Annotated in this window: 44 protein-coding genes; 4 read left to right on the plus strand and 40 right to left on the minus strand. The window is 41.0% G+C overall.

The window, feature by feature from the left end:
- Positions 1-13: 13 nt before the first annotated feature.
- From AJGP001_RS10800 to AJGP001_RS10985, 40 genes are all read right to left on the minus strand, one after another.
- Entirely contained in the window at positions 14-244 is a 231-nt protein-coding gene (locus tag AJGP001_RS10800; RefSeq protein ID WP_071154207.1) for a multiubiquitin domain-containing protein, read from the minus strand.
- Between the two features lie 4 nt (positions 245-248).
- Positions 249-497: a hypothetical protein gene (locus AJGP001_RS10805; protein WP_071154206.1), complete on the minus strand. Its 249-nt coding sequence runs from the start codon at positions 495-497 to the stop codon at positions 249-251.
- 47 nt (positions 498-544) lie between these two features.
- Complete coding sequence (locus AJGP001_RS10810) at positions 545-1453, minus strand: phage minor head protein (RefSeq protein WP_071154205.1); 909 nt, start codon at positions 1451-1453, stop codon at positions 545-547.
- Positions 1450-3012, minus strand: a complete 1563-nt coding sequence (locus AJGP001_RS10815) for a hypothetical protein (RefSeq protein WP_071154204.1) — start codon at positions 3010-3012, stop codon at positions 1450-1452. The genes AJGP001_RS10810 and AJGP001_RS10815 overlap by 4 nt, the downstream gene beginning before the upstream one ends.
- A 3-nt stretch (positions 3013-3015) precedes the next feature.
- Positions 3016-4302, minus strand: a complete 1287-nt coding sequence (locus AJGP001_RS10820) for a PBSX family phage terminase large subunit (protein WP_071154203.1) — start codon at positions 4300-4302, stop codon at positions 3016-3018.
- Positions 4302-5144: a terminase small subunit gene (locus AJGP001_RS10825; RefSeq protein WP_071154202.1), complete on the minus strand. Its 843-nt coding sequence runs from the start codon at positions 5142-5144 to the stop codon at positions 4302-4304. Before AJGP001_RS10825 ends, AJGP001_RS10820 begins: the two co-directional genes overlap by 1 nt.
- A 36-nt stretch (positions 5145-5180) precedes the next feature.
- Positions 5181-5627: a hypothetical protein gene (locus tag AJGP001_RS10830; protein ID WP_071154201.1), complete on the minus strand. Its 447-nt coding sequence runs from the start codon at positions 5625-5627 to the stop codon at positions 5181-5183.
- A gap of 202 nt (positions 5628-5829) precedes the next feature.
- Complete coding sequence (locus tag AJGP001_RS10835) at positions 5830-6225, minus strand: helix-turn-helix transcriptional regulator (RefSeq protein WP_071154200.1); 396 nt, start codon at positions 6223-6225, stop codon at positions 5830-5832.
- 11 nt (positions 6226-6236) lie between these two features.
- Positions 6237-6431 (minus strand): hypothetical protein, encoded by a 195-nt coding sequence (locus AJGP001_RS10840; protein ID WP_071154199.1) that lies wholly within the window; start codon positions 6429-6431, stop codon positions 6237-6239.
- Positions 6432-6444: 13 nt separating this feature from the next.
- Positions 6445-6819: a hypothetical protein gene (locus tag AJGP001_RS10845; RefSeq protein WP_071154198.1), complete on the minus strand. Its 375-nt coding sequence runs from the start codon at positions 6817-6819 to the stop codon at positions 6445-6447.
- Positions 6820-6928: 109 nt separating this feature from the next.
- Positions 6929-7108, minus strand: coding sequence for a DUF3954 domain-containing protein (locus AJGP001_RS10850; protein WP_071154197.1), 180 nt, complete (start codon positions 7106-7108; stop codon positions 6929-6931).
- Positions 7109-7153: 45 nt separating this feature from the next.
- Positions 7154-7345: a hypothetical protein gene (locus AJGP001_RS10855; protein WP_071154196.1), complete on the minus strand. Its 192-nt coding sequence runs from the start codon at positions 7343-7345 to the stop codon at positions 7154-7156.
- Positions 7346-7457: 112 nt separating this feature from the next.
- Positions 7458-7739 (minus strand): hypothetical protein, encoded by a 282-nt coding sequence (locus AJGP001_RS10860; RefSeq protein WP_071154195.1) that lies wholly within the window; start codon positions 7737-7739, stop codon positions 7458-7460.
- 2 nt (positions 7740-7741) lie between these two features.
- Positions 7742-8176 (minus strand): RusA family crossover junction endodeoxyribonuclease, encoded by a 435-nt coding sequence (locus AJGP001_RS10865; protein WP_071154194.1) that lies wholly within the window; start codon positions 8174-8176, stop codon positions 7742-7744.
- Between the two features lie 95 nt (positions 8177-8271).
- Positions 8272-8520 carry a hypothetical protein gene (locus tag AJGP001_RS10870; RefSeq protein ID WP_071154193.1) on the minus strand — a complete coding sequence of 83 codons (249 nt, stop codon included), beginning with the start codon at positions 8518-8520 and terminating at the stop codon, positions 8272-8274.
- 11 nt (positions 8521-8531) lie between these two features.
- Positions 8532-8663 carry a hypothetical protein gene (locus AJGP001_RS17730; protein ID WP_256204364.1) on the minus strand — a complete coding sequence of 44 codons (132 nt, stop codon included), beginning with the start codon at positions 8661-8663 and terminating at the stop codon, positions 8532-8534.
- 188 nt (positions 8664-8851) lie between these two features.
- Positions 8852-9055 carry a hypothetical protein gene (locus tag AJGP001_RS10880; protein ID WP_071154191.1) on the minus strand — a complete coding sequence of 68 codons (204 nt, stop codon included), beginning with the start codon at positions 9053-9055 and terminating at the stop codon, positions 8852-8854.
- Complete coding sequence (locus AJGP001_RS10885) at positions 9048-9617, minus strand: dUTP diphosphatase (RefSeq protein WP_071154190.1); 570 nt, start codon at positions 9615-9617, stop codon at positions 9048-9050. The genes AJGP001_RS10880 and AJGP001_RS10885 overlap by 8 nt, the downstream gene beginning before the upstream one ends.
- Positions 9618-9636: 19 nt before the next feature.
- Positions 9637-9777, minus strand: a complete 141-nt coding sequence (locus AJGP001_RS17535) for a hypothetical protein (protein ID WP_169835271.1) — start codon at positions 9775-9777, stop codon at positions 9637-9639.
- 15 nt (positions 9778-9792) lie between these two features.
- Complete coding sequence (locus AJGP001_RS10890) at positions 9793-10014, minus strand: hypothetical protein (protein ID WP_071154189.1); 222 nt, start codon at positions 10012-10014, stop codon at positions 9793-9795.
- Between the two features lie 207 nt (positions 10015-10221).
- The gene (locus AJGP001_RS10895; RefSeq protein WP_071154188.1) at positions 10222-10485 is read right to left on the minus strand and encodes a hypothetical protein; all 264 of its coding nucleotides are present in this window, start codon (positions 10483-10485) and stop codon (positions 10222-10224) included.
- A 154-nt stretch (positions 10486-10639) separates the two neighbouring features.
- The gene (locus AJGP001_RS17540; RefSeq protein WP_169835272.1) at positions 10640-10816 is read right to left on the minus strand and encodes a hypothetical protein; all 177 of its coding nucleotides are present in this window, start codon (positions 10814-10816) and stop codon (positions 10640-10642) included.
- 95 nt (positions 10817-10911) lie between these two features.
- Entirely contained in the window at positions 10912-11337 is a 426-nt protein-coding gene (ssb, locus tag AJGP001_RS10900) for a single-stranded DNA-binding protein (RefSeq protein WP_071154187.1), read from the minus strand.
- A gap of 11 nt (positions 11338-11348) precedes the next feature.
- A complete protein-coding gene (locus tag AJGP001_RS10905) occupies positions 11349-11597 on the minus strand; it encodes a hypothetical protein (RefSeq protein WP_071154186.1) in 249 nt (82 codons plus the stop codon).
- A complete protein-coding gene (locus AJGP001_RS10910) occupies positions 11597-12184 on the minus strand; it encodes a DUF1281 family ferredoxin-like fold protein (RefSeq protein WP_071154185.1) in 588 nt (195 codons plus the stop codon). The genes AJGP001_RS10905 and AJGP001_RS10910 overlap by 1 nt, the downstream gene beginning before the upstream one ends.
- An 80-nt stretch (positions 12185-12264) precedes the next feature.
- Entirely contained in the window at positions 12265-12444 is a 180-nt protein-coding gene (locus AJGP001_RS10915; RefSeq protein WP_071154184.1) for a hypothetical protein, read from the minus strand.
- Positions 12445-12455: 11 nt separating this feature from the next.
- A complete protein-coding gene (locus AJGP001_RS10920; protein WP_078080542.1) occupies positions 12456-13283 on the minus strand; it encodes an ATP-binding protein in 828 nt (275 codons plus the stop codon).
- The gene (locus AJGP001_RS10925; protein ID WP_071154183.1) at positions 13219-14142 is read right to left on the minus strand and encodes a DnaD domain-containing protein; all 924 of its coding nucleotides are present in this window, start codon (positions 14140-14142) and stop codon (positions 13219-13221) included. The genes AJGP001_RS10920 and AJGP001_RS10925 overlap by 65 nt, the downstream gene beginning before the upstream one ends.
- Positions 14143-14234: 92 nt before the next feature.
- Positions 14235-14474: a hypothetical protein gene (locus tag AJGP001_RS10930; protein WP_071154182.1), complete on the minus strand. Its 240-nt coding sequence runs from the start codon at positions 14472-14474 to the stop codon at positions 14235-14237.
- Between the two features lie 30 nt (positions 14475-14504).
- Positions 14505-15311: a PD-(D/E)XK nuclease-like domain-containing protein gene (locus AJGP001_RS10935; protein WP_078080543.1), complete on the minus strand. Its 807-nt coding sequence runs from the start codon at positions 15309-15311 to the stop codon at positions 14505-14507.
- Entirely contained in the window at positions 15274-16173 is a 900-nt protein-coding gene (locus AJGP001_RS10940) for a hypothetical protein (RefSeq protein ID WP_078080544.1), read from the minus strand. The genes AJGP001_RS10935 and AJGP001_RS10940 overlap by 38 nt, the downstream gene beginning before the upstream one ends.
- A gap of 85 nt (positions 16174-16258) precedes the next feature.
- Positions 16259-16477: a hypothetical protein gene (locus tag AJGP001_RS10945; RefSeq protein WP_071154180.1), complete on the minus strand. Its 219-nt coding sequence runs from the start codon at positions 16475-16477 to the stop codon at positions 16259-16261.
- On the minus strand, positions 16450-16665 hold the full coding sequence (locus tag AJGP001_RS10950) for a hypothetical protein (RefSeq protein ID WP_071154179.1): 216 nt from the start codon (positions 16663-16665) through the stop codon (positions 16450-16452). The genes AJGP001_RS10945 and AJGP001_RS10950 overlap by 28 nt, the downstream gene beginning before the upstream one ends.
- On the minus strand, positions 16665-16904 hold the full coding sequence (locus AJGP001_RS10955) for a hypothetical protein (protein ID WP_071154178.1): 240 nt from the start codon (positions 16902-16904) through the stop codon (positions 16665-16667). The genes AJGP001_RS10950 and AJGP001_RS10955 overlap by 1 nt, the downstream gene beginning before the upstream one ends.
- A gap of 262 nt (positions 16905-17166) precedes the next feature.
- Positions 17167-17691, minus strand: a complete 525-nt coding sequence (locus AJGP001_RS10960; RefSeq protein ID WP_078080545.1) for a hypothetical protein — start codon at positions 17689-17691, stop codon at positions 17167-17169.
- Positions 17692-17778: 87 nt separating this feature from the next.
- Positions 17779-18057, minus strand: coding sequence for a hypothetical protein (locus AJGP001_RS10965; protein WP_071154175.1), 279 nt, complete (start codon positions 18055-18057; stop codon positions 17779-17781).
- Between the two features lie 6 nt (positions 18058-18063).
- Positions 18064-19050, minus strand: coding sequence for a PDDEXK family nuclease (locus AJGP001_RS10970; RefSeq protein ID WP_078080546.1), 987 nt, complete (start codon positions 19048-19050; stop codon positions 18064-18066).
- A gap of 17 nt (positions 19051-19067) precedes the next feature.
- Positions 19068-19820 (minus strand): phage antirepressor KilAC domain-containing protein, encoded by a 753-nt coding sequence (locus tag AJGP001_RS10975; RefSeq protein WP_071154173.1) that lies wholly within the window; start codon positions 19818-19820, stop codon positions 19068-19070.
- Positions 19821-20159: 339 nt separating this feature from the next.
- A complete protein-coding gene (locus tag AJGP001_RS17395) occupies positions 20160-20348 on the minus strand; it encodes a hypothetical protein (RefSeq protein ID WP_143039543.1) in 189 nt (62 codons plus the stop codon).
- A 16-nt stretch (positions 20349-20364) separates the two neighbouring features.
- Positions 20365-20601 (minus strand): helix-turn-helix transcriptional regulator, encoded by a 237-nt coding sequence (locus AJGP001_RS10985; RefSeq protein ID WP_071154171.1) that lies wholly within the window; start codon positions 20599-20601, stop codon positions 20365-20367.
- 153 nt (positions 20602-20754) lie between these two features.
- Between AJGP001_RS10985 and AJGP001_RS17735 the strand changes: the two genes are divergently transcribed.
- From AJGP001_RS17735 to AJGP001_RS11005, 4 genes are all read left to right on the plus strand, one after another.
- Positions 20755-21180, plus strand: coding sequence for a helix-turn-helix domain-containing protein (locus AJGP001_RS17735; RefSeq protein WP_071154170.1), 426 nt, complete (start codon positions 20755-20757; stop codon positions 21178-21180).
- Between the two features lie 61 nt (positions 21181-21241).
- Complete coding sequence (locus AJGP001_RS10995) at positions 21242-21442, plus strand: YqaE/Pmp3 family membrane protein (RefSeq protein ID WP_078080547.1); 201 nt, start codon at positions 21242-21244, stop codon at positions 21440-21442.
- A gap of 28 nt (positions 21443-21470) precedes the next feature.
- Positions 21471-22181: a PH domain-containing protein gene (locus AJGP001_RS11000; protein WP_078080548.1), complete on the plus strand. Its 711-nt coding sequence runs from the start codon at positions 21471-21473 to the stop codon at positions 22179-22181.
- 69 nt (positions 22182-22250) lie between these two features.
- Entirely contained in the window at positions 22251-22712 is a 462-nt protein-coding gene (locus tag AJGP001_RS11005) for an ImmA/IrrE family metallo-endopeptidase (RefSeq protein ID WP_071154169.1), read from the plus strand.
- The last annotated feature ends 66 nt before the right edge of the window (positions 22713-22778 follow it).

The following is a 22778-nucleotide window of genomic DNA, read 5'->3' on the forward strand; positions in this document are numbered from 1 at the left end:
TCGATAACGTATTTCAATTATTAGTGGTTCTGTCTACGTTGAAACGCATAAAATCGACAACTTCAACACTTTCACCGCGACTTAATCCACCTTTTGAATTATTTTTGCCCCTGGTGTATACAACAGAGAAGTTTTTAGTATCCTTAATGCCTAACAACTTTAAAACTTGTTCATATGAAATCGTTTCGTAGTTATTAAATAGCATATTGCTCCCATTAACTACTAAAAGTGTCGTGTCACCCATATCCTCACGCCTTCCGTTCTTCTAGTTGAGCTTGCAAAGCTGAAACGAATTCTGCATCGACCTGCAAATCATCCACTAGGAAACTTAAGGTACAGGAGTTTATTTCTGAAGCATCCATGTTTAAGTTGATGCCTGTCATCTTGTCAATTTCAATTCCATCGACCAATATTTGATAATCGAAAAATATTAAACCGTCAGATTTATTCGCAGAATTAGAAACGTCTTCTCTTTTCTTGATTTCTACTTTCGCCATATGCTCATCCCTTTCTCAGAACATAAAAAAGACACCCTATTGGATGCCTAAGAAATATCCCCTCTTGCACGTTCCTTAGCCAACGCTCTCCGACGTTCCCACTCTTCACGTCTTGCACTACTACTCTCAGCAGAATTCAACGCTCTAGCAGTTTCGGAGTCCGCTACATTCACGCCTCTGATTTCTAAGTAACAGCGACAACGAATGTTTAACCCAATTCTAGAAAAGCCGTGTGGATGCTTGGCTTTGTCGCCATCAACATAGAACCAACCGTCAGCATCTGCTTTCTGGCCGTTCAATTCTTGATGCGCTTTCCTCACCTTTTTGTCGCGCATAGAATTCCAGATTACATCGACATCGACGCCCTGCTTCTCAGCCTGCACCACGCTCTCTGTCTGCGCTTGGTTCTGCATACGAGCTGCCTCTTCCTGTACCACTGTTCGCACTCGCTGGGCATCATTGCGGACAACTTCTGAAACGCGTCTAGTTACTTCGGGTAAGGGTTCGTTCTGACGAAATGACTCCTGGAATGTACGACGAAGTATGTTCGTTGTGATCTTTTTGTTATGAGCCATCGTTTTTGATAACGGAAATCCCGCTTCAAAAGCGTTAGCGACCATTCCTGTGGTCAATGTTTGAATCAGCGGCAGTTCCAACTCTTCTTCGTATGTTTCCACGAACTTCTCGTAAGCTGACTCGAACGCCTCTTTCGCATTCCCTTCGACCAGAGCGGAAACATTTACATAATGATTTGCAACAATGCCCATGATGCGAGAGAAAAAGTTTTTTTTACGTTTTCCTCGATTCATGTTCAATCCTTCGCCATTATCGAAATCGGTATATAGATCAGTTGTGCTCAGCAAAAGAGCAGCCAGTAACGCGGCTTCTAACGCCCCGATTCCATCTGGCTCCTGCTGGGCTTCTAGTTCCTCTTGGATAGCTTCGTTATCAATCACTTAGCTTCACCTGCCTCAACAGGGTAAGCAACATCTTCCGCTTGCTCTAAGCGTTCCAGTTCCCGCTCAATCCATTCATCACTGGCTTGAGGGTTTAGGTTTCGCAAAGTGGTTTCTAAGGACTGTGTGCCCTTAGTGAATGCATCATTATTTTCCGTAACCAATTCTTTACGGCTATAAGGAATCATTTCTTTTGTTTCGATATCAGGCTCCTCAATAATGAGGCGCGGCTCTACTCCTGCGGGTAGCATTACTTTTTCTTTGTTATGGACCAACCATAAGGCTGATTCATACAATTCTTTTAGGAACACGATGTATTCATCCCGAATTTGTTCTGCTTTCATAATCGAGGTCAAGAGGTCGTACCATTTCGCTTCACCCGATTGCGCACCACTACCTTCAGAGAAGAGATCGACTGCCTTCTCACTGGTTCGCGTTTCAGCTAACATGTCACGTTGCAACGACCTTACCCACTCCATATTCCCAATCTTTGTTGTATCTAATTGAATAAGCTCAAGAGCCTTGCCGTTTTTATCGTAGGTGATGATGTTGAAGTCGCGATGGTCAATCACCCCGTCTTTTCCATACTGTTCATACGACTTATCTTGAGCGGCGTCGAATATCTCTTTCGAAACAGCAATCTTGGGTTCGCCATTCTTTGTGAAAATGGAAGAAGCTTTGGTCAGTGTCCAGTTGATTTCATCTTGCCTGCTGAATTGCCCTTGCAGTACGCTCCTGCCAAGTGGTGCATCAAAGGTCGGGTCGTTAGACCAAAACATGATAAACGTTGTGGAGCGTCCTTCGTAAACGGATACCAACTCATTCATACCCAGAATCTTTTTGGTCTCTTCTTCATCAACAAGAGAAGTTTTCGTATCCTTGCCGATTTCGTAGAGCAGATTCATTGTCACCAATGAGCGGCTGTCATCCGTTTCATCAATCTCAACCCGCTCCCGGTAGACATGTAGATATTCTTTGTCTCCTACCTTTTTAAAGTAAGAGAGATCCACGCCTAAACCGTCTTCATGCGGAAAATAAAGATCGCGCTTTTTAAAATCAATACGGATGCCGATGTGGTCTAATATTGGAACGCCAACAATGCCACCATCTACCTGGTGCTGCACAATGTTTTGCCAATGCTTGAACTGCAACCGGCTATTTTTAGTGATTTGATTGATAACTTCCTGTTGAATGTCGTCAACTCGGTTATTGACTGAATCTCCTTGCGGTCCTTCAATCACATCATCTACATCACTTTGCTCTTGCGTCCGCTCATTAAATGGAACCGATGATTTCACAGCGCCAATAGAGCGGCTCACGTAGTTTGCTGGTATCTCACAAATAGGCTTAGCCAAGTTTGCAATGATATAAGGCGTCTTAACATTTGGAGAGGTCTTCCCATCGATGTCGTCAGCGTCATAGGCTTCTTGCTCATCTATCAGCCGTTTCGCGCGAGGGAATAGTTCAATGTGTGTACCGTTATACAACTTTCTGAAATTAAAAATATCGCCATGCGCTTTCTTTACTATTGAGTCATTCCATTCTGTCCAATCAATCACGTTTTAATACCCCCTCGCACTGCTATATACTGAGTCGCCCTTTAAATCGGCAACTTCGTAATCATCTAAGCCATACCATATGGCCGATAACGTATGTGGATCAATAGAAAAGTCATCTTCAACAACCTCGTCGTTCTTATTGACTTTGAATGTCAAGTCTTCTAATTCATATATCGTATTGTGACAAGCATCCGAACAGATAATCTGTTTGAATCGTTTCACTTTTTTGGTGTATTGCAATCGAGAACCGGCGAATTTATCGGCGCCTTCCATTCGGAACCCGCTCTTGTTGAAATAAGCAATGGTCTTTGGTTCGGCTGGATCGCCCTTTATATTCTCTCGCTTCAAGTGTTTTAAATCTTCAACCGTCACATCATCGGTCTGCCGATTCTTGTAGTATTCCTCAAAGATGTAAAGGATCTGTTTCTCGCGATCAACCACCATTCGCACTAATGCGTTATAAGAAGTCTGAAAGCCGAAGTCCATTCCGGTTCTCCGGAGCGGCCGTCTGATTTTCGGAATCTCTGCCATCACTTCAGCGTGTGGTTTCACTTTGAATTGTGGGAACACTCTCACCCCATTAATGCCGAACTGTCCTTGACGAGCAATTCGATACAAATCAGGGTCAAAGGCTTGCAATTCATCCAGCTGCTCCACGTAGCTTTCTGGAAGGAAAAGATTGTCGTCTGCTGTCGAATGGTGATAATACGTGTTGCCCACGACGATTGTGCGGCGTTTATAAAGTTCTCTGTCGTCAAGGACCAACAACTTGTTTCTGACATCCTTGAAGAAATACTTAAATGTCCAGTTGCTTTCACTCACAGGATTTGTTGAAAGTATCATGTGTAGATCAAGTGTCGGATGCCGTAACCGTCCAAGCAGCTCTTTAAATCCTGCGTATTTAACCTCTGAACATTCCTCAATCCAGATAATTGAAATGTTGTTGATGGATTTCAGCTTGGCTGTTTTGTCCATCCCTTTGAAGATAATCTTCGAGCCGTTAGGGAAGCGTATCTGCATCGGTGAAGACACGGAGCGGATTCTGTGACTCAACCCCAAGTCTTCAATTATTTCCGTCAGCAATGAGAACGTCGAGTCTCTGTGCGTGTCATAGACTTCCCTCACCACCAGAGCGGTCCGTTTCTCTTCCAGCAGCTTTAGAATCAATTTGAATGCTGCATGGTAACTCTTGCTAGATCCGTAACCACCAACTAAGAACTGAAACTTCTGATTCCAGTCAAACAAGAAATCTTCGAAATGAGGATTTACTTCCTTTTGGATAGCGACCATCAGCGACCACCCTTTCGGCTAATCATGATTTCGATTGGGCCATCGTCGTTATCGTCACTCAGCTTTTCAATTTCAGCATTTCCTTTAGCAATATCAACTTTTAGTTTTTCTTCCTGCAGCTGTTTCTTATCGTTTTCAGATAACAGGTCGAAGTACTTGGAGAGCATTTCTAAGGCTTTCATTTTGTCAGCAAGCTTTACGGATATTCCATCACGACCTTGCTTAACCTCAGATAAAAGCGAACCGTCTACCATACTTGAATCACCTAAATCTAAATAAGTATATGGCTGCATAATCTGTTCGCCGTCTTCATCTAAAAGCCTTTCTCCCGTAACCACATTGACCGCTGGCGACTCTCTTGTGCCAAACTGGACATAATCCGTAATGTCAGCAAATGCAATCTTGATGTATTTTTCAAGCACATCCATAGCATCAATGAAGAGACCTTGTCTCATTTCGCCCTTGAGCCTTCTGATCTCTTCACCAACCTTACGATTTCTTACCAGCTCACTTCCGGTGACATGCGCTCTGTCCGGACTATAACCTGCTTTAATAGCTGCCATTGTTTGGTTAAAGCTCTTAATGTAGTAAATGCAAAAAAGCCTCTGTTTATCGGTTAACCCTTCCGACTCTATAAAGACTTCCTTAGGAGTTGCATCCTTTTTGACAGATGCAACCTTTTTCCTTTTAGTTGCATCTTTTTCAGAAGGTTCTCTCGACCAACCTTCACGACTCTTTCTGCTCTTTATCGTACCGAGCTTCAAGTTATGTTTTTCAGCTAATGCAGCGATAGTAATCTTTGATGATTCCCATTCACTCTGTATCTTTTCCCAGTTGACCATCTACATCAACTCCGCCCCCTCAATAAGACTCTCTAATTAATCATCAATCCAATCCCAATACGCTGGATTCAAAGAAGCATACGTATGAAATTCGCCATCTAAATACAATTCTTCAAATTCATAATTCACTAACCGTCGATATGCGCTCTTTCGTCTGTCATCACTCGGACGAACAAACAGATACTCGTTCTTTTTCAGCTGATTTCTGAACTGTATGATGATATCCAAGGATTTCTTTAATCCTTCCAGTCCACAAGAGCCTGTAATCAATTCATCATCTTGTTTGCTCGTGTGATTGAACCAGTCATTCGCCTGTTTACGAGAATTCGAGATGATGATAGCAACATTCCAGACATTCGCCTCTTTTTCGAATACCGATTGCCGATTGCGAAAAAAATAAAGATTCAAGAGTTGGCTGTTGCTAAGACCAACACAATAACGAACTTCTGACTTCTTGCGTTTCACTAGATCATTCAAAGTCACTCAGCCCTCGTTTTTAGACATAAAAAAAGCACCTCCAAGTGAAGATGCTCAAAGCCCTAGTGAAAAAAGGGGCTTAATCTCGTATTTTTTAACTGCATATCCGGGCGTGTCACTCGAACGACCTGCCTACCCGTACCTGCCTTCCAGTGTATCAAGGATTTTCAAAAACAGAAAAAAGAGAACTTATGGCACATTTGGAACATTAGGCACTCATATTCCGGATGACCGCATCTTTAATCCGTTGGATATGGGTATGAGATAATCCCATGTGCATCCCGATCCAGCGCATGCTTTTGCCTTCTAGTAACCAATGAAGAACCTCGGCTTCTCTTTCGTTTTCAACCTTCTTCAGTTTCGATTGGATGAGCTGGATATCCTTTTCGAATGCGTGAATCTTCTTCCAACGATCATCTCGACGTTCAACTTCTTTCAAAATAGGATCACTCGGATCTCCACTTCCTTTGGGCATAGCTGCCTGCAGCCCATATTGCGCGACCATGCTCACGTTAACTTCATTCATGGATTCCCTCATGATTTTAACGCTGTGCAGTTTCCAATGATAATCTTTTAATAAATCCTCAACCTGCCACTTATTCATGCGAGCTCCCCCTATCGATTCCGACGAATTGCACCGCCGCGTGAACGTCTGTATGTTTGCTGATTGCTTCCCATGATTTCTGCCCATTCTCTTTTACTGAGCGATTCTTTCGGTTTTGGCAATGTCTTTGTATTCGGACTTGCTCCCGTAGCTTCTCGGCTATCTGTGAACCCTTTTTGAATAAGCTGTTCCTGAATCGTTCTCATAGTTTCCAGCTCCTTAGTGGATAATTTTTCGAATCATGTGATTTGGTTTTCTGTTTAGTACCTGATGGCGAATGATAGGCCGCTTCTTGAAATCAATTGGAGGGATGCTGAAATTCGTGTAATTCGCTTGCTCAAGGTATTTCGTGTATTCATTCACTTCTTTTATCGCAGTTGAAATTGATGACCAAATAGATTTGACGACCTCTGCCACTTTCTTGAATGCCGCAATGATGCCGACAACTGCCAATTTTACTTTTGGCATCATTTTAAAAACATGAAAATCTATAGATCTAAATGCCTTTTTTACAACATGTTCGTCATACATATCCTCTTCGGTATAGCCTTCCTCGTACATGTAGGTAACTAGCAATTGTTCGTCAGTTTTCATCCTCTTCACTCCTTTTAGGTAAACAAAAAAGGGCGCCAAGCAAAGACACGTCCTCTCGTGTCCTTACTCAGCACCCTGGTTGTTCCAGTAGCACTTTTGCAATATTTATCTACTTACCAGTATAACTCAATTCCCATACGGATGGCTTATTATCTTGCCAAGTTATTACTTGTTTTCCGTATCCTGTAGGTGGTGAGTCCAGCTTTTGAAGCCTGCCGTTCATCACCCTATACACTGCGTCTTTCATCAAATCCACTTCTGCAATCATGTCCTCGTCTCTAGCTGCCATTCCCATCCTCCTCAAAACTCTTAAATCACAGCGATCCTCAGTCGCTTACTTCTTCAAAAAATATAAATATTCATTAGAATTAAATACTGCAACAACTTCCGAGCCGTATAAATATTGTTCACCTATGCTGTTTTGTGGATTATAGAAAACCAAAGACTTATCGGCTTTCACATGGACTTTTTTTGCTTCTACTAGAATCGATAAGTTTGGATTGATGGCGACTTCGTATTTATTCATTTAATCACCCCCAATTTTTTGGTTATGGCTCTTCTCATCCTTTGCGCTCTTTCATCACAGCGCCAACAAATTTCTTTGTGCGTCTTTTCATGACAGATACCACAATGTTTCATCAATACACGTACCTTACTCTGAAAGAAACCAAGGTCACTTGACTCATGCGAGAGAAGATAAGTATTTCTCGCTTAATTTCTTTCCAGGAAGTGTACTTGTCATCGTCTTCGGTTAACAGCTGATCCACGACCAGTTGAACAGCGACTTCATGTTCTTGTTTAGTCTGAGCGAAATCGGTTTGAATATAATAAATAATGCCGTTGAATTCCGGAATCAGACCATTCGGCACTTCACCATGTGTAGTTGTTATTTTGAAATTGAAACATGCATCTTGATCCATCGTTATTCCTCCTCAAAATTAGCTTGCTTTATCGTGACTTCCGTCCGCGGACTTTCTGAATACCGTTTCGTCATGATCAACTCGCAGACCAATTTATCATCGGTATAAATAATTCCACTCAACCCATCCATTACAGACTTCGCATAGTTGTCGATGTCACTTTTAACAGCCGGCAATAACTCACCACGTATTGCCTTCTCTTTCTTTTTGTTGCTCCAACTCGCAGGTATTTGCTTATAAAAATGCAATTCCAACGAAAGAGGGCATTCTAATAGCTTCTCTGGCTTATATTGTGACGAGACAAGCCTCACATACTGCTTAAAGTCCCGTGAATTAATCGGATCATAGAGAACCGTCTTGCCAGAAAAACTCTTTCCGGCTCTTGGTCTCCCTTGCGCTTGAGCTTCTCCGTGAATGACAAAGCTAATGGTTTCCAATGACTCGCTCCCTTTCTATTGTGAAAACACATTCATCATCAGTATTCCAATAGCGACCAGGACCAGTAGCAATAAGATGAATTGTATGTGTTTTTTTAATCTGCAAAATTCCATAATTCATTGACCCACTCTTTAGGATGTTCACTCATTTCTATTTTAGAAAGCCGATGAATGGTATTGCTGTAGTTATGAAGCGTTGTAAGTAATCCGATTTCTGCCGTTTCACTTAACAAACTTTGTCCGGTAGTTATAAAACAATGCTCATGGCAGTAATACTTGTCCATCAAATGACTGGCATGACGTTCGGTAATTTTTATAACTTTTCTCCACCTTGGCTTTTTCACTCTCTTGCCTCCTAATAAATCAATTCCAACTTGTCCCACTCTTCCAGTAGTCGTTCATTGCTGAGACCTTCATAGTAGCTGCGCCGAATCTTGGTGGCTTTGACTAAATCATCGATAAATTCATTGCGGTCCTGTTCACTCATGATTTGTCTCCTTTAAATTTTGGGTCTTTATTAAATGCCAAGCGATGATAGTATGTCACCATGTCTCGGTGGTATCCAAGGACATGATGATAGTCTACGAATTTAATAGCCTTATTAGCGTGATAATGACATAAAGCTCCGTACCAAAGTGTTTTTAATGGAATGGTGAACAGATACTTTAATTTCACTTATCCCACGCGTCCTTTCCGCTTATGGATTTCCGCACTCATTTTACTAATCGTTTTCTCGTTCTTCTTCAATCGCCCTTTTAAATATTCAATCTCCTGTTCCGTTTTCAATGCTTCCAGTAGTTTAGAAAGTTTGGCTACACTCACAGTCTTTTGGTTGCTTAGAATGGCTGTGAGTTTGATTTGTGCTTGTTTTTTATTCATATAAATAGCCTGTATCTTGACGCTGGTAGTTGATTTGGTTCTTCTTCATGTAAGCTGTCTCGATTTGTTCCCATGTGAATCCGAGCATTTCGCCAAGAATCACGAATGAAGTCATCAAGTTTTCATAGCCTCTGAAATCAAGTGCGTAATAAAGTTCCAATACATCATTTGCAACTTCTAAAAATTGGTCAATAAGGCTATACTGCGGCAAAGTTTTTAGTCTGGCTATTGACCGTCCTTCAAAACCTAAATGCAGTCCAATCGACAAGATAAAATGCAGACAGTCCACATATTCTTCAAGCAGCGGATTTTTATATTTACGTTCCACAGTGTCTACATTCCAGTTTTTCGGTGTTGGCAGAGTTGTCGGCACTTTAGTTCGCGCTTCTTGATTCGCACTCCAAAACTTAAACCCACGCCACTCATTCGCACATTCCCCCAACTCCACTTGCAAAGCCAATATCCGTTTCGCCAACCTATCTTCATCTGCTGCCGTTGGATGATTCTTCTCAATCTCCGCATCCAATCCACGTTGCACCTCAAACAATTTATCCAAATTCATTATGTGGTCCCCCTTTGATTTACAAGCTACGTTCATCTTTGCGCACAGCTTCAGTAGCCTGTGCGCGTTCCTCTTTTGAATATCGTCTATAGCATTGAGCAAAAGCCACGATTGATGTGATCCAGAACGATAGTACAGCTGCGTTTAATATTAGAATCATCATTTGCCTCCTTTTTCACTCTAACAAAATGGGTTTGTGCTGCATCCCTAACAATTGAGCATAAAACTTCATGTCTTCATATTCGAATTCCTCGAAACGATAGGATTTCATGACGTCAGTCGTGTAATCAAAATGCCAACCGATGTCGGATGTCGTCGACACGTAAACAGTCACAACATCCGGCAGCTGACCCTTATTTGATTTTTTTAACTGATGTTGATATATGACATACTCCATCAGCAATCTCCTTATCAACAATATGGTCGAATCGTTTTAAATCATGTCACTCATTGACTGTGAGTTATTGCTTATATAAACCTCTATAAACGTTTCTATTCGTTCCATTTTCGAAGTCAAGTCTAAGGTGTCATCAATAAGGATTATGTTTATAGTTCTAACTACTTCATCAGCTTCGCTCATTATTTATGCCTCCATTTCGTTCAACTATTGACTAGCTATAAACATTTTCTCGACGCGTCTAAATTCTTCAATGCTGAATAGGTCGCCTTCCTTTTTGCCTGACCACTCGAGCCACTCCAAGAATTCTTTGCCTGAAAGCTTCTTATCAAAATGGTGTTCGTTCAAACGCACAATTATTTTGTCAGAAGGTTCCATTCGACATTTCACAGTCTGACCTTTTTCTTTTTCGATGTACGCTAACATTTCAAAGATGTCTGTTTGATTCTCAGGAACTTCATAGATTTCCAACGAGCTCACTCCTTCTCATTCATCCAGTCAATTAATTGCCAACCTTCCGCTTTCATCCGCTTAATTCCGGCAGATCGGTATCGTCCGAACTGCCACACTGGAATTCCTTCTTCCATGTGATAAAAAAGTAACTCTCTCCCCCGATTCATCAGAGTCAAGCATTCACTTTCGTTTCGATGTCTAAACGCAAATGTGTTTTCAATAACAAAGCACGCAAATCGTAGTACTCCATGTTTTCGAGGCTTTCTCCATTTGGACTTTCATGGATGCCATAGCTTTTGAGTTCCTCAATCCAAAAGGTAGTGTGAATATGTCGATGTTTATGTCCCATTCCTCATCCTTCTTCCTGTTTTAATAATTTTTCCAAAAAAACATTTAGTTCTCATGTTTTTTGAAGAATAAATTGACAGTTAATGAGCAAAAAAATCAGAAGGGCAAATCGTCATCAGGATTCCCTGTATGGCTTTCTACCTCTTCGTTGGGTTCTCGTTGGGCTGTCGGTGATGAATCACCCTGTGCGCCCTGCTGTGACTTTTTAGGCTCTAAGAATTGCACGCTATCACAGACGACTTCAGTCGTATAGATACGCTTGCCGTCCTGCCCTTCATAGCTACCGGTTTGGATTCGTCCTTCGACACCAGCGAGACTCCCTTTCTTTAGGAAGTTCGCAGTGTTCTCAGCTTGTTTACGCCAAACCGTACAATTTATGAAGTCTGTTTCCTTCTCACCGTTTGCATTGGAGAAGGTTCTGTTGACCGCCAAGGTGAATCTGGCTACTGCTGCACCAGAGGCGGTGTACTTTAAATCTGGATCTTTTGTTAGTCTTCCGACTAGAATGACTCGATTAATCACTCAGCATTCTCCTAGTCTGTAAAATTAGTTAGTTCCTGCACCCATTCTTTCGGATGCTGGTACATGTCGATTTTCGATGTACGTTCAATAAGATTTGCGTAGTAGTGAACGGTTTCGAGAATTTCCATTTCTCTTTTCTCGCCCAGCCCACCGGTCGGCCATTGCATGCTGACGTTTTCGCTCCAGTAATATTGGTTCATCAGTTTGGTTGCATGAAACTCAGTGACTTTGATTATTTTCCGCCAGCGGATGCTTTTCATTATTCGTCATCCTTGTATTCGTAATTATCGATTTCGGCATTAAATACTAACCAATCCGGTTGCTCTTCCTTAATGCTTATTGCAAGTTCATAAGCTTCTTTCGAACCACCGACAGGCAGATTTGCAAATACTACAGCGTCTTTAAATGTGTATTCTCCAACGTTGTGGCCAAAATCTTCATCGGCGTAGCAATACTCAAATTCAACGTTAGGAAAGATCCAAGCAAGCTTTCGTATTAAGCCCGGGACTCCGTTCCATGCAGTATCGAAATAAATTGTATTACCGGTACTTATTTCGTCCGATTGAGAGTATGCGTTCCACTTGGTTCCCCAGTTCCGTCTGGCCCATTCAAGGCAAGTGTTTTCGGAACCGTACTTTTCCTCATCTTTTTGCTGTATTCCGCTTACTTCTGGCTTGCTGCCATAAACCCATAACGGCATTGGAGTAATTTTATTAAAATCAATTGTTCCGAAACCATAAACCTTTTGGTCTTGTTCTTTTTTATCCACGCTGATGAAATAAAGAACTTCAGCAACTTGTTCGTCAGTTCCGATAATTTTTAATTTGTTAGTTACATGATTTGGCATTATCCATTCTCCTTTTTCATTTCAATTTTCCATCAAATATTAGACATGGAATCCATCCGATGTATCCGACTGATCTCGCATCAAGCAGCCACTTTAACCACTCGATGATTATTGATAAGTTCTACCGCTGCCTCATGATCCAGATTAGTCAGCTGCTTCAACTCTTCAAACAGCACACTGAAATTTCTTGCAATCACTGGGTCTTCATTCTCCTGCCACGCACCGGCAATTAAGATGAGTTGGTCGAGTAATCTATTCATTTCGATTCCTCCTAGTTTTGTAGTAGATGATCAAACTTAGATAAACGTCCTTTGGCAATTTGCCGGCGGTAACTGGTCGCTTTGTTTTCAATCGATTGCGAAATTTCAACAATGCGGTCATAAGAACGCTTGCCGATCTGTTCTGCCAAAAACTTGGGTTCCAAATTGGAAGTGGCCATAATCGGTTTGTTGCGGCGGTATCGGTTGTCGATGATCAAGAAAAGAATTTCCTGTACCCATTCGCTTGTTTTTTCTGCGCCAATATCATCAATGATTAGCAAATCGCAGACGTTCAGTGCCTTTAATATTTGTTCTTCGCTGTCGGTATTGCCTTTGTCGAAGGTATTCTTAATTTTCTTCAAGAGATCCGGCATCGAAACGAACACGACGACTTTCCCTTTTTTTCGCAATTGATTATGAACAGCAGCCGCTAAGTGTGATTTACCGTTTCCAGGCACGCCCCATAGCAAGATGGACTCAAGACCGAACTCTTCAAAGTTGTCAGCGTAGTATCGAGCAATCTTTTCTGCGTTTTCTGCACCTGGACGTGAGTCGAAGTTAGCAAAATCGGATTCCTCAAACCGTTTGCCTAATTCGCTAATAGAGAACAACTCGCGGACTTCGCGTTCTCGCTGTGCATTTTTATAGGTTTCAAGCTCGGCTTTTTGAATTTCAGCCTCACATTTACAGATAGGTTGAACCCATCGCGTTTTTCCTAAGACGTCTATTTCTAACGGTGGTACGATTTCGTTACAGTGAGGACATTGAACGCCTTCAGAGTGAGAGTCCGTCCCAGTCTTCGTCAGTAGATCCTGCATGATGTTTTGAAGTGGTTCCATTCGAGTTCCCTCGCTTCCGTCTTTCGAATTCTTTATCAGCAGCTTCTACACCAGCCAAGGTGGTAATTCGCTGATCGCTCCATGATTTCAAGATGCTGTCAGCAAAATTCATTTTGTTTCGTGCATTGCCTTCGACTGAACGTTTCAATGCCTCATGAACCAACTCCTCAGATGATTCATCAATCATGATGGAAATTCGTTCGGCAATATGCGGTACCAAGTGACTGATGTTTTGTTCATAGAAGCGAAATGCTTTACCGGGAGCATCAGCAGCAACAACTGTTTTTTCTTTTGGTTCTTGTTCTTGTTGTTCTTGTTGTTGTTCTAATTCTTCTTTCTTAGTTCTTAGTTCTTCTTTCTTAGTTCTTGTCGGCGTATCGTCATACGATTCGTGGCACGATTCGTCATACGATTCGTTACTCAATGAAATATTCTTTTGCTTCATATAGTTCAGAACCACTGCACGAACCGAATCAATAGGGATTAACGGCGCGATACGAGCTATCCAGTCGGTTCTTTTAACGTGTGCTAGTTCCGAGAGGACCAAGTCATTTACTGGCTTTCCGCCTTTCCGATAGGCAGTTTCTGACCATCTGAGCAACAGGATTTCGCGTGTTTCTTCGTCATAATCAATCAATTGGTGATGTGATTGAAACCGGTTCATGAGTGCGTTGATTGTTTCGATGGAATATCCCAGCTCGAAAGCCATTTTCTTTTTCGTAATGATGTAGATGCCTATCTGTTTAGTGGCTGGGTTCGTCATGAGATATAAGTAAAACAATTTGTCCTCCGGTGTAAACTGTTCCTGTACTTGCGGATCGTTCCAAAATTCGGTATCGACCATTCTAAACTTTGCCATCCTCTGTCACTCCTCAATGTGCTTGCTGTAAAAATGAAGGGGAGCTCCTCAACTCCCCTCTGAATGCTTAAACTAACGTTTGTGCGAACTGTTTAATCTGCTTTTTCTATTTGTTCAAGCGGCTTAAAATAATGTTTAAAAACTTCTTTTGAAATTTCCATCCATTCATATTCGTTTTCGTTTAAACCTTCCAATCTAATTTCACCCATTCCACCACGGCATTTTTCCCACAATGAACCCGTTTCAACTTCAAAAAAATTATTGTCGTCAATTTCCTCGTTTTCGTCCAATTTGTTTAACGTTAGTTTTTCAATACAAATGTATTGAATCATTAAAACCGCCCCTTTTCTATCTACACTTCACTAATCCAAAAGCCTGCCCATTTCAATCGAGTTTGATAATTTCTTAGTGCTACGGCAGTAGTCGCATTGTTCACAGCGAGTCGGTGCTATTTCGCCACTCTTGACGCTGATCATCTTCTCCATTACTGCTTCCACGAAATCAATTTCAAACTGGAAGCGCTCTGTATCGAAGTGAATGACCGCTTTATCCGGCGGATCTTCTTTCGTGACAGCGACAATATACGGGTTATACGTAAACCCTGTGTTCAATTCGATTACTTTGCGGTAAATCGCCATTTGAAGAACGTAATCCCACGCTTCGACAAAGGAAACGAACATCTCATACTTTGTACTCCAAGCACGCTTAGAAAGGCTCTGGGTAGTCTTTAAATCCGTAAACGTTTTCCGACTGTGATTGATGGAGTCCACTTTGATTTTCCAAGGAGCTCCGAACAATTCGGCAGTGAATATTTGTTCCTTGTCGCCTTCCATTGCGAACATAGAAAAGGGATCATCTTGAATCGTTTGAATCATGGCATCAGCAGTTTTGAAGTCAGCGTATTTATCGCCTTTGCGGTTAAAAATCGCCTCCTGGTTCTCTTCTAGGAGCTTTGAAAACTCTTCTGGTGTATCGAATGCCGCGTGTGTATAAGAGCCAACCAGCAGCGCACTGGACTCTTTGCGGATGAACTCGCCCTTTAGTAAAGCCATCGCCTTTGCGCTGCACTGATTGAACTGCTTGAATTGGGAAACTGAAAAGTATTGTTGATTCGCTTCGGTAGAATGATAATTACCGCTTGTCAGTTGAAACGTTTGGCTTGTCACCATCTGACTTCACCTCTTCTTTATCTAAATCCTTAATACTTGGCTTCTTAGTGGTCTTCTCTTCTTTCTCAAACGATGCAGCAAGTCCACTCTTCTTATCCTTGCCGGCATTCTTATCGAACCAATCATCCGACTTGCTCAATCCGTCTTTAATGGAGTTGAAGATGTTAATCAGTTCCACAAAATCGTGTTCTGTAAATGAATCAGCGTTGTAACCGAATTTGTCTTCAATCATTTCCTGTGTTACACGATGCTGTTCTTTGAATGCGTTTAAGGCTTTGGCGATACGATCTTTCAACGGTCCTTTGTTGTTGCCAGCCAACGTCTTACCACATTCCTCTACAGCTTTCTCAACGATGTCTCCAGGAATAATGCCAAGGATGCAAGCTCGCACTCGACGAGACCCGTTATTGGCAACTAACTCGTAAATATCACGTGGATCGTCTAGCACCTTCATGCCAGTTTTGGTTTTGATTGAATGCTTGACCGTGAATACTTTTTCTTGGCGTGTGTTGGTTTCCAAGTCCCAGGCATAAGCCAGGGCAATTGATTCTCCGTTACGTTGCTCCAATTCCTTCACCCCGAATGACAAGTTGCCCCAGTTCTGCGCCAACACTTCTGCTAATCGAATTGAAGGACCTGTTACCTTCGTTCCACCCCTTGGGTACTGGTACATAGCAACTGCTGCTAGCGCTGGACGTTTACATGAATCCAAGATGCGTTGTTCTGCTTGATACACGTTCCGAGGGAATTGCTTAGCAAGGAAAATCGCACCTTTTACTTCTTCCATTTCTCTTGATGCTGTTGCTTGGGCTAAAACGCCACCTTGGTTCTGTTCATTAAATTGCATTGATAGTTCGCTCATTGTGATTCCTCCATTTTTTTGATAGTATTGAGATACGATATTTTTCTTAAAGACCTGAGTCAGCTAGTTGCATAGCTGGCTCTTTTTACTGCCTAATTTCCGGCTCCGAATACTTCTGTTTGATATCCTGCCAAACCGAGAAGGTCATACCATCCGGCCAAACGTTATTTTCAACTGCATCGATTAATTCATTTTCAAAGCAGTCTTCGCATTTTTGTGGATTTCCTGCAGCTTCAGCAGCGATGAAACAACCACAACCTTCGCAGAAGACTTCCATCAAACCTGCTTTTGTTTCACTAGCCATTCTTTTTCAGCTCCTTCGAAAGAATCTAATTCCGCTTCCAAGAATTCGCGTGTAACAGGACCTCTCCAACAAACTTCATCTACGATGTTGCCTGCTAAGATGGATTGATAAACTGCCGGCAAGCGTTTCATGCGTTCTTTCAGATTTTGGGTGTCTCGATACTCCTGCAAATCTTCAACTTTACGCATTATCTTTTCTCCTCCTTCACAATGATTTCATCATTACCTATATCCACCGCATAACCTTTGGCGTTCAATAGGGTGATAATAAAAATTGCCTCTCTCGACGTGCCAAGTTCATTAAAAGAAAAAAGAGTAAATTTGTTACCAAGTTCGATTGATCGTTTCAAAATGTACAGAATCTGTTGCATCTTAGGTGATTGGTCGAACTCATCTAAACTGATTGCTGCTTGACCGTGCGTTATCATTTGTTCACCTCTTTCTGATGGTTTGAATCCCATCAATAAGACCAGGAACGAAAGGGGAATAACGCTCCTGAGCTTATTGACGAGAGCCAGTGCTCTCGCTTATACTTGAGTTATCGAAACTCTTTAATCGCCGTCTGACCTAGCCGTCAGTCGGTTTTTTCATGCTCTTTTTCAAAAGTCCCTAATTGCGTACCGACCAGCATGCTCAGAAAAGAAACTAAAACCATGCTGCCTAAGATGTGTAACGGATCACCGAATTCCATCATGCTAACCATCCTTTCGCCTTCCATCTCGGGATTAATGATTTGATTCTTTCTTTAATAGAAACTTTGTATTCAATCTGTACTTGCATCAGCAGATTATCGATATGGATTCGCGCATCCAGCAATTCGTCCATCATGGTTAGAACGGATTCTTTTTCGTATGCATCCAGTGTGCTCGGTGGTTTGGCCAGGCAAACCTTTTTAATCATCTCAAGACCTTCTTCAATTTCTCTAGCTGCATTAGCCTTAAATGCTAGCCGATGCTGCTCAATATTCTTGCCACGTAAGACTGGTGAGGTCATCCCACCAGAAAATTCATAAAGAATATCCATCGTGTATTCCGGATTGTCGTAGAGAGTAATTGATTCTTTGGCGATGTCTGATTGCATAGTACGTCGGTCATTTTTGATATGACTGATCAATTGCGGGGAAACGTTTAAATCCAACGCTATTCGTTCACCAGTCTCTTCCCCTCCTTCTAGTAATCGATTTAAAGCACTTCCAACTTTTGCCGAACGCTTCATCTTTCCCACTCCTTTTTGTATGGTTGACTATATTTTTATATACATCAGGTCGTTGTATGATTGTTATATAGAGAGACAAGTCCTCGCTTAGCTCTCTTGCCTCTCTTTCAACCAGGTCAACAGAAATTCCTCAGTTTCTCTGGCCGACATGTACCATTTCCCACCAATCTTAAATCTAATTTTCTTGAATCGATCATCGTAGAAAAACTGATCTAAGATGAAGGATCTACTCATGCAGGTCTGTCTCTCTAGCTCATTTACATCCCAAAATGTGTGTCTGTGCTCCAAATGATTTAAACGCTGTCTGATTTCCTCGATAATCATCCCTTCCAATTGAGCTTCATTCAATTGCACTAGCTGTGACATCGCTTTTCACTCCTCCTGGGCGTCCCTCGCGCCCTGTTCTTTATCCACAGCTTCTTGCACCTCTGGAATTAAAGCCTCTAACCCTTTTCGTGTGTCGTACCCCAACTTGTCCAACTCTTTCAAAAGGATTTCTCTTTCTTTTCCGTGAATTTCTTGAGTCCTATAAAATATTAAGTTCATCTTTTCTTTTTTCTTTTCAAAGATTTCATTAAAGTTGAATCTCGTATCGTAATCAGAAAAAAGAATTGAATTATCAACTTCCGCCAAGACTTCATCGAACTTATTGAAAGAAGTTTTAGATATTTTTTCGAAGAATACCCCGACTGGATAATTCCCTGGTTGTTCAGGATCTCTACCAAATGCGTACCTATAGCATTCAACTTTCAATTTATTCGCTATATCCAAAACCTCTTCACTAAAGCCTTGAGCGATCAAACAAGTTACTTCGACATCTTCTCCGAACGAATATTCAAAGGCTTGATAAACATCTTTCCTTTTAGCTGTCGACTTTTTTAGTTCAATTACTATGTTTCCGTTTATTAGAAGATCCGACTTTCCATAGCCAACGACTTGCTGACGTTTAATTTCGATTTCTTCTCTAAAGTAATCTTGAAAGTTAGATAAAATAAGAATTTCTAAATCTATCTCGTTTGAAAATTCTTCTCCTTTTATCCGATAACGCTTGTCTATTATTTCAGCGGTCATGTAGTTGTAAGAAAATATAGACATAACTCCTGGGCTTCTTGTCTGAACTTTTTCTGCCCATAAATAGATTTCGTCTTGTACGATTATTGAATTGAACTCTTTGATGAAATTTCCGTATTCGTTGTAATCGGAAGAATTTAGTAAATACTCTGCATAAGCGTGGCAATATGCCGCAAAAGGATAGAAATGAAATTCTTTGCCTGAAAAATTTTTCTTATATTGTTCAGGAAAGTTGTGTTTCATTGAATTAATTAAACTGCGCTTTTTGAAGTCCAAAGAATCATTCATTTTTTATTGCCCCCCTTTTAACTATTCAACAACTGAACCTCTCTTCTTGCTGCCGAAAATTCTTCCATAAGTAATTTCGCTAATTCAACTTGACCCTTACCAGTAACTAATGGTGTTCCGCTTTGTACATCGCCCTCAGTACGTTTAATTAGTTTTGTAGACAACTTGAACCAGCCTCGCTCTATGAAATGCTGTTTCGGGAAATTCTTCTCTCTTCCGACTTGTTTGATCAAGTAGCCGTTATCACGTAGCCAAGCCATCAATTTGTTTCTGCCGATACTCACTCCGTGTTTGTCGTAAAGGATTTTTGCTAAAGCACCAACTGTAATAGATCCATCGCTGTCCCCGACTGCTTTTCCGTAACTTGTAAACTTTTCATCTTCAGCAATTTTTGATTCAAGCAACATTATTTTCTTTTGTTGAATCTCCATAGCGCGCTTGATAACCATTTCTGGACTATTCCAAAGTTTTTCGAGTTTCAAGAAATACTGGCGCGCTTCCTTGCCTTTATCTGTTCGCTGGATCATCGCTATTTCTTTGGCCATGTCGAGTTTGATTTGGTGGTCCGTTAAGGTAGTTATATTCCCTTGAGCTGTTGCTCTTTTTTGAGCAATAGCTGTAAAGTCGATTTCTTCTTCGAATCCATAAGTGACCATTCGAGGGAACCAATCTTTATACGCTGTTCTTACTTCTAAGAACTCGTGGAGCTCTCGGCCGCTTAATGTAATTTCTCCTGCTTCGTTTTGCAATGTCGGTATTAATTCATGCATATAAATTCCTCCTATTTTTTATTCAAAATTTGCTAATTAAAAACTGATAACGAGATTCTTAGTTGTTTAATATTTCTAACTTCTCTGTCACTCTCCCGAATCAACTGGTAAAATGTAGTTGATGGGAGGTGATTATATTGAACGAATACAAGAACTTTCAATTATTTAGTGCATACACAGATCCTGAAAGACTGGGAAATGGTATTCGCGAATTCGAAGAGGTCGGTTGGGTAAATACAGGAACCATACTCGCAGACCATCGGCCCCTTTTTATCCAATTGGCTTGGCCTCCGGAAAAAGGAGACCCGGTTTATCCGGAAAACTACGAAAAGCCAGACCCTAAAAGAACGCTAACACCCAAAGATTTGAGAAAATCGAATCGGTAGCTAATGGGTTGTCTGGAGAGAAGACAATCTTCCAACCGCGTGCCAGCATCCGGTCGACGTCTTCTCTCTGGTTTGTTATAAATAACTCTTCCGTCGGGATACCTAGTGATATTCCAACTCCGATTTTTCTTTGACCCTTCATCTAACCCTCTCCTTTCTTAGACTGCTGCTCGCTTAAGTAACGAAGTGTTACCTTCTTCTTCAAAAAAAATGGTCCAATCAAAACCTAGAGCCGATCCGATAGATTTTGCAGCAACTACACTTGGTTTTCTCTGTCCCGTCTCAATCATCGTGTAATACGGGCGCTTAATATCAGCTTTTTCAGCAACTTCTAATTGAGTCAGACCCTTTTTGTTTCTGTATTCTTTAAGCCAGGCTCTTTGTCCGCTTTTCATACTCTCACCTCCTATGTATCGTTCCGTTACCTTTATATTAGTATCATTACGTTACATTGTCAACAACAAATTCAAAAAAAGTTTCATTTCGTTACATGACGTATATTGTCACGTATTGTTACGTTAATATTATAGGTACCGGAGGTGTTTTTTATGTTAGCACAAAGATTAAAAGAATTACGAAATAGAAAGAAGAGAACTCAGCAAGATGTGGCAAAGTACTTAGGTCTTACTCGTCCTGCTTATACTGCATACGAAAGTGGGAGTCGAAGTCCTGACTACGACATATTAATTAAAATCGCCGATTACTTTGACGTAAGCACTGATTATCTTCTTGGAAGAGATACTAAAGATGAACAAACAGAACAAGTCAGCCTTTTCCCGTTCGATAAACTCGGCGTTGATCAAGATGAATACAACAACCTCTCCCCCTACCAGCAAGAAGTATTAGACTGGGCCATCAATGAAGAAGCTCTCTTTTTCAAGAACAAAAGTGACAACGTATTAGACATGATGGAACGTCTCGAAATTGCTTACGAAGTGGATCAGGTAATGCAAAAGCGCAAGAAAAATAAATAATCCTGTATTTATTTCAAAATTTTGTTAATATTAAAGTAAATATAAATTTGGAGGCGTTACTATTTATTTTCTAGCCGTATTTCTTCCCCCTTTAGCTGTTTTATTGGCAGGCAAGCCTTTTCAAGCGCTCATGAACCTTTTACTTTGCTTATTAGGTTTTCTTCCAGGTGTTATTCATGCAATATTGGTCGTTAAAGATAAGAAAGATGAAGAACGTATGATTCGACAAGCCCAATTGATTTCGGGTTCTAGAGATAACTAAAAAATAATGAGTGACAGGTGGAATTTTTATGGGATTCTTTGATAGAAAAGCGAAGTGTTCAGTTTGTGGAAAAGAAACTGGATTGAATCGTTATCGAATTGCTGATAAACGCTGGGTTTGTCCATCTTGTTTTGAACTAGCTGGATTCACAAAGGTTAAACCACTGGATAAGCCTATTCAAAAAATGACAGCTATTGAAATTCAAGAGATCATTGAAAAAAATGGAGAATTTGATCAGGAAATCGGGCCAGAGGCAAACAAACGAACCACTGCATTATTAAGATCCGCTAAGAAACAGCTCAGTGACGAAAAAATCATGTACTGGGTATATGGTGTTTATAAAACGAAGTCGTTAGGGAATGACACCATCCGAAACGGCTTGTTCATCGCTACAGAGCGTCAGATTTTCTTTTATGCTGAACGCTTTACTGGTTTCGAAACAGAAAGCTTCCCATTCTCCAATATCTCTAGTCTAGAAATCGGAAAAGGATTGACCGGCCATAAGATCAATATCATCGCTTCCGGAAACAAATCAGAAATGTACGGCATTAACTACGGTCAAGTCGATCAATTTGTCGAATATGCCAGAAGCAAAATAGGAAAATCTTCTTCAACTCCCTTTGCTCCAGTATCGGTAGACGTCGCTGAACAGTTACGGAAATACAAGTCACTACTTGATGACGGAATTATTAATGAAGAAGAATTTATTGCAAAGAAACTAGAATTACTAAAGCTTTAAAAAATCGCCCTATATTGGGCTTTTCTTTTAACCTCAAAAAGAACATACGTTCCATAAGGAGAGACTTTCATGGGTTATACATATAATGCGTCAGAAGATTACCTAAATAATTTTTATCGGTCAATTGGAATTCATTCCCCACATCAATTAGACCTAGAAGAAATTGCCTATAGAAACGGACTATCAGTTCTTTATTTACCTACAGAATCTATGAATGTAAAAAATGCAATTGTGTTAGATGAAAGAGTTACGACTGCTGAACAATGGCAAGACTTTGGACACGAACTTTGTCACGCGCTCTGGCACTCTGGCAATCAAATCACTATGCCGATGCCGTATCAGGTCTATCAAGAAAATAAGTCGAATAACTTCGCTCAGTACGCCTGCATCCCATCTTTCATGCTCCACAACATGACGTTGCCAAATAACGAAAAAGAAGCCGTTTGTCTGCTCATGGAGACGTTTGGCGTCGAACACTGGTTTGCAGAGAAACGGCTGCGTCAATACATACAGAACTTAATCTACGGATAATTTGTATTCCGTAATGCCTTGAAATATACAAAGAATTCATTAAAGCTATTTAGAGGGAGGGATTGC

The sequence above is a fragment of the Planococcus faecalis genome, assembly GCF_002009235.1.
GTDB lineage: Bacteria > Bacillota > Bacilli > Bacillales_A > Planococcaceae > Planococcus > Planococcus kocurii.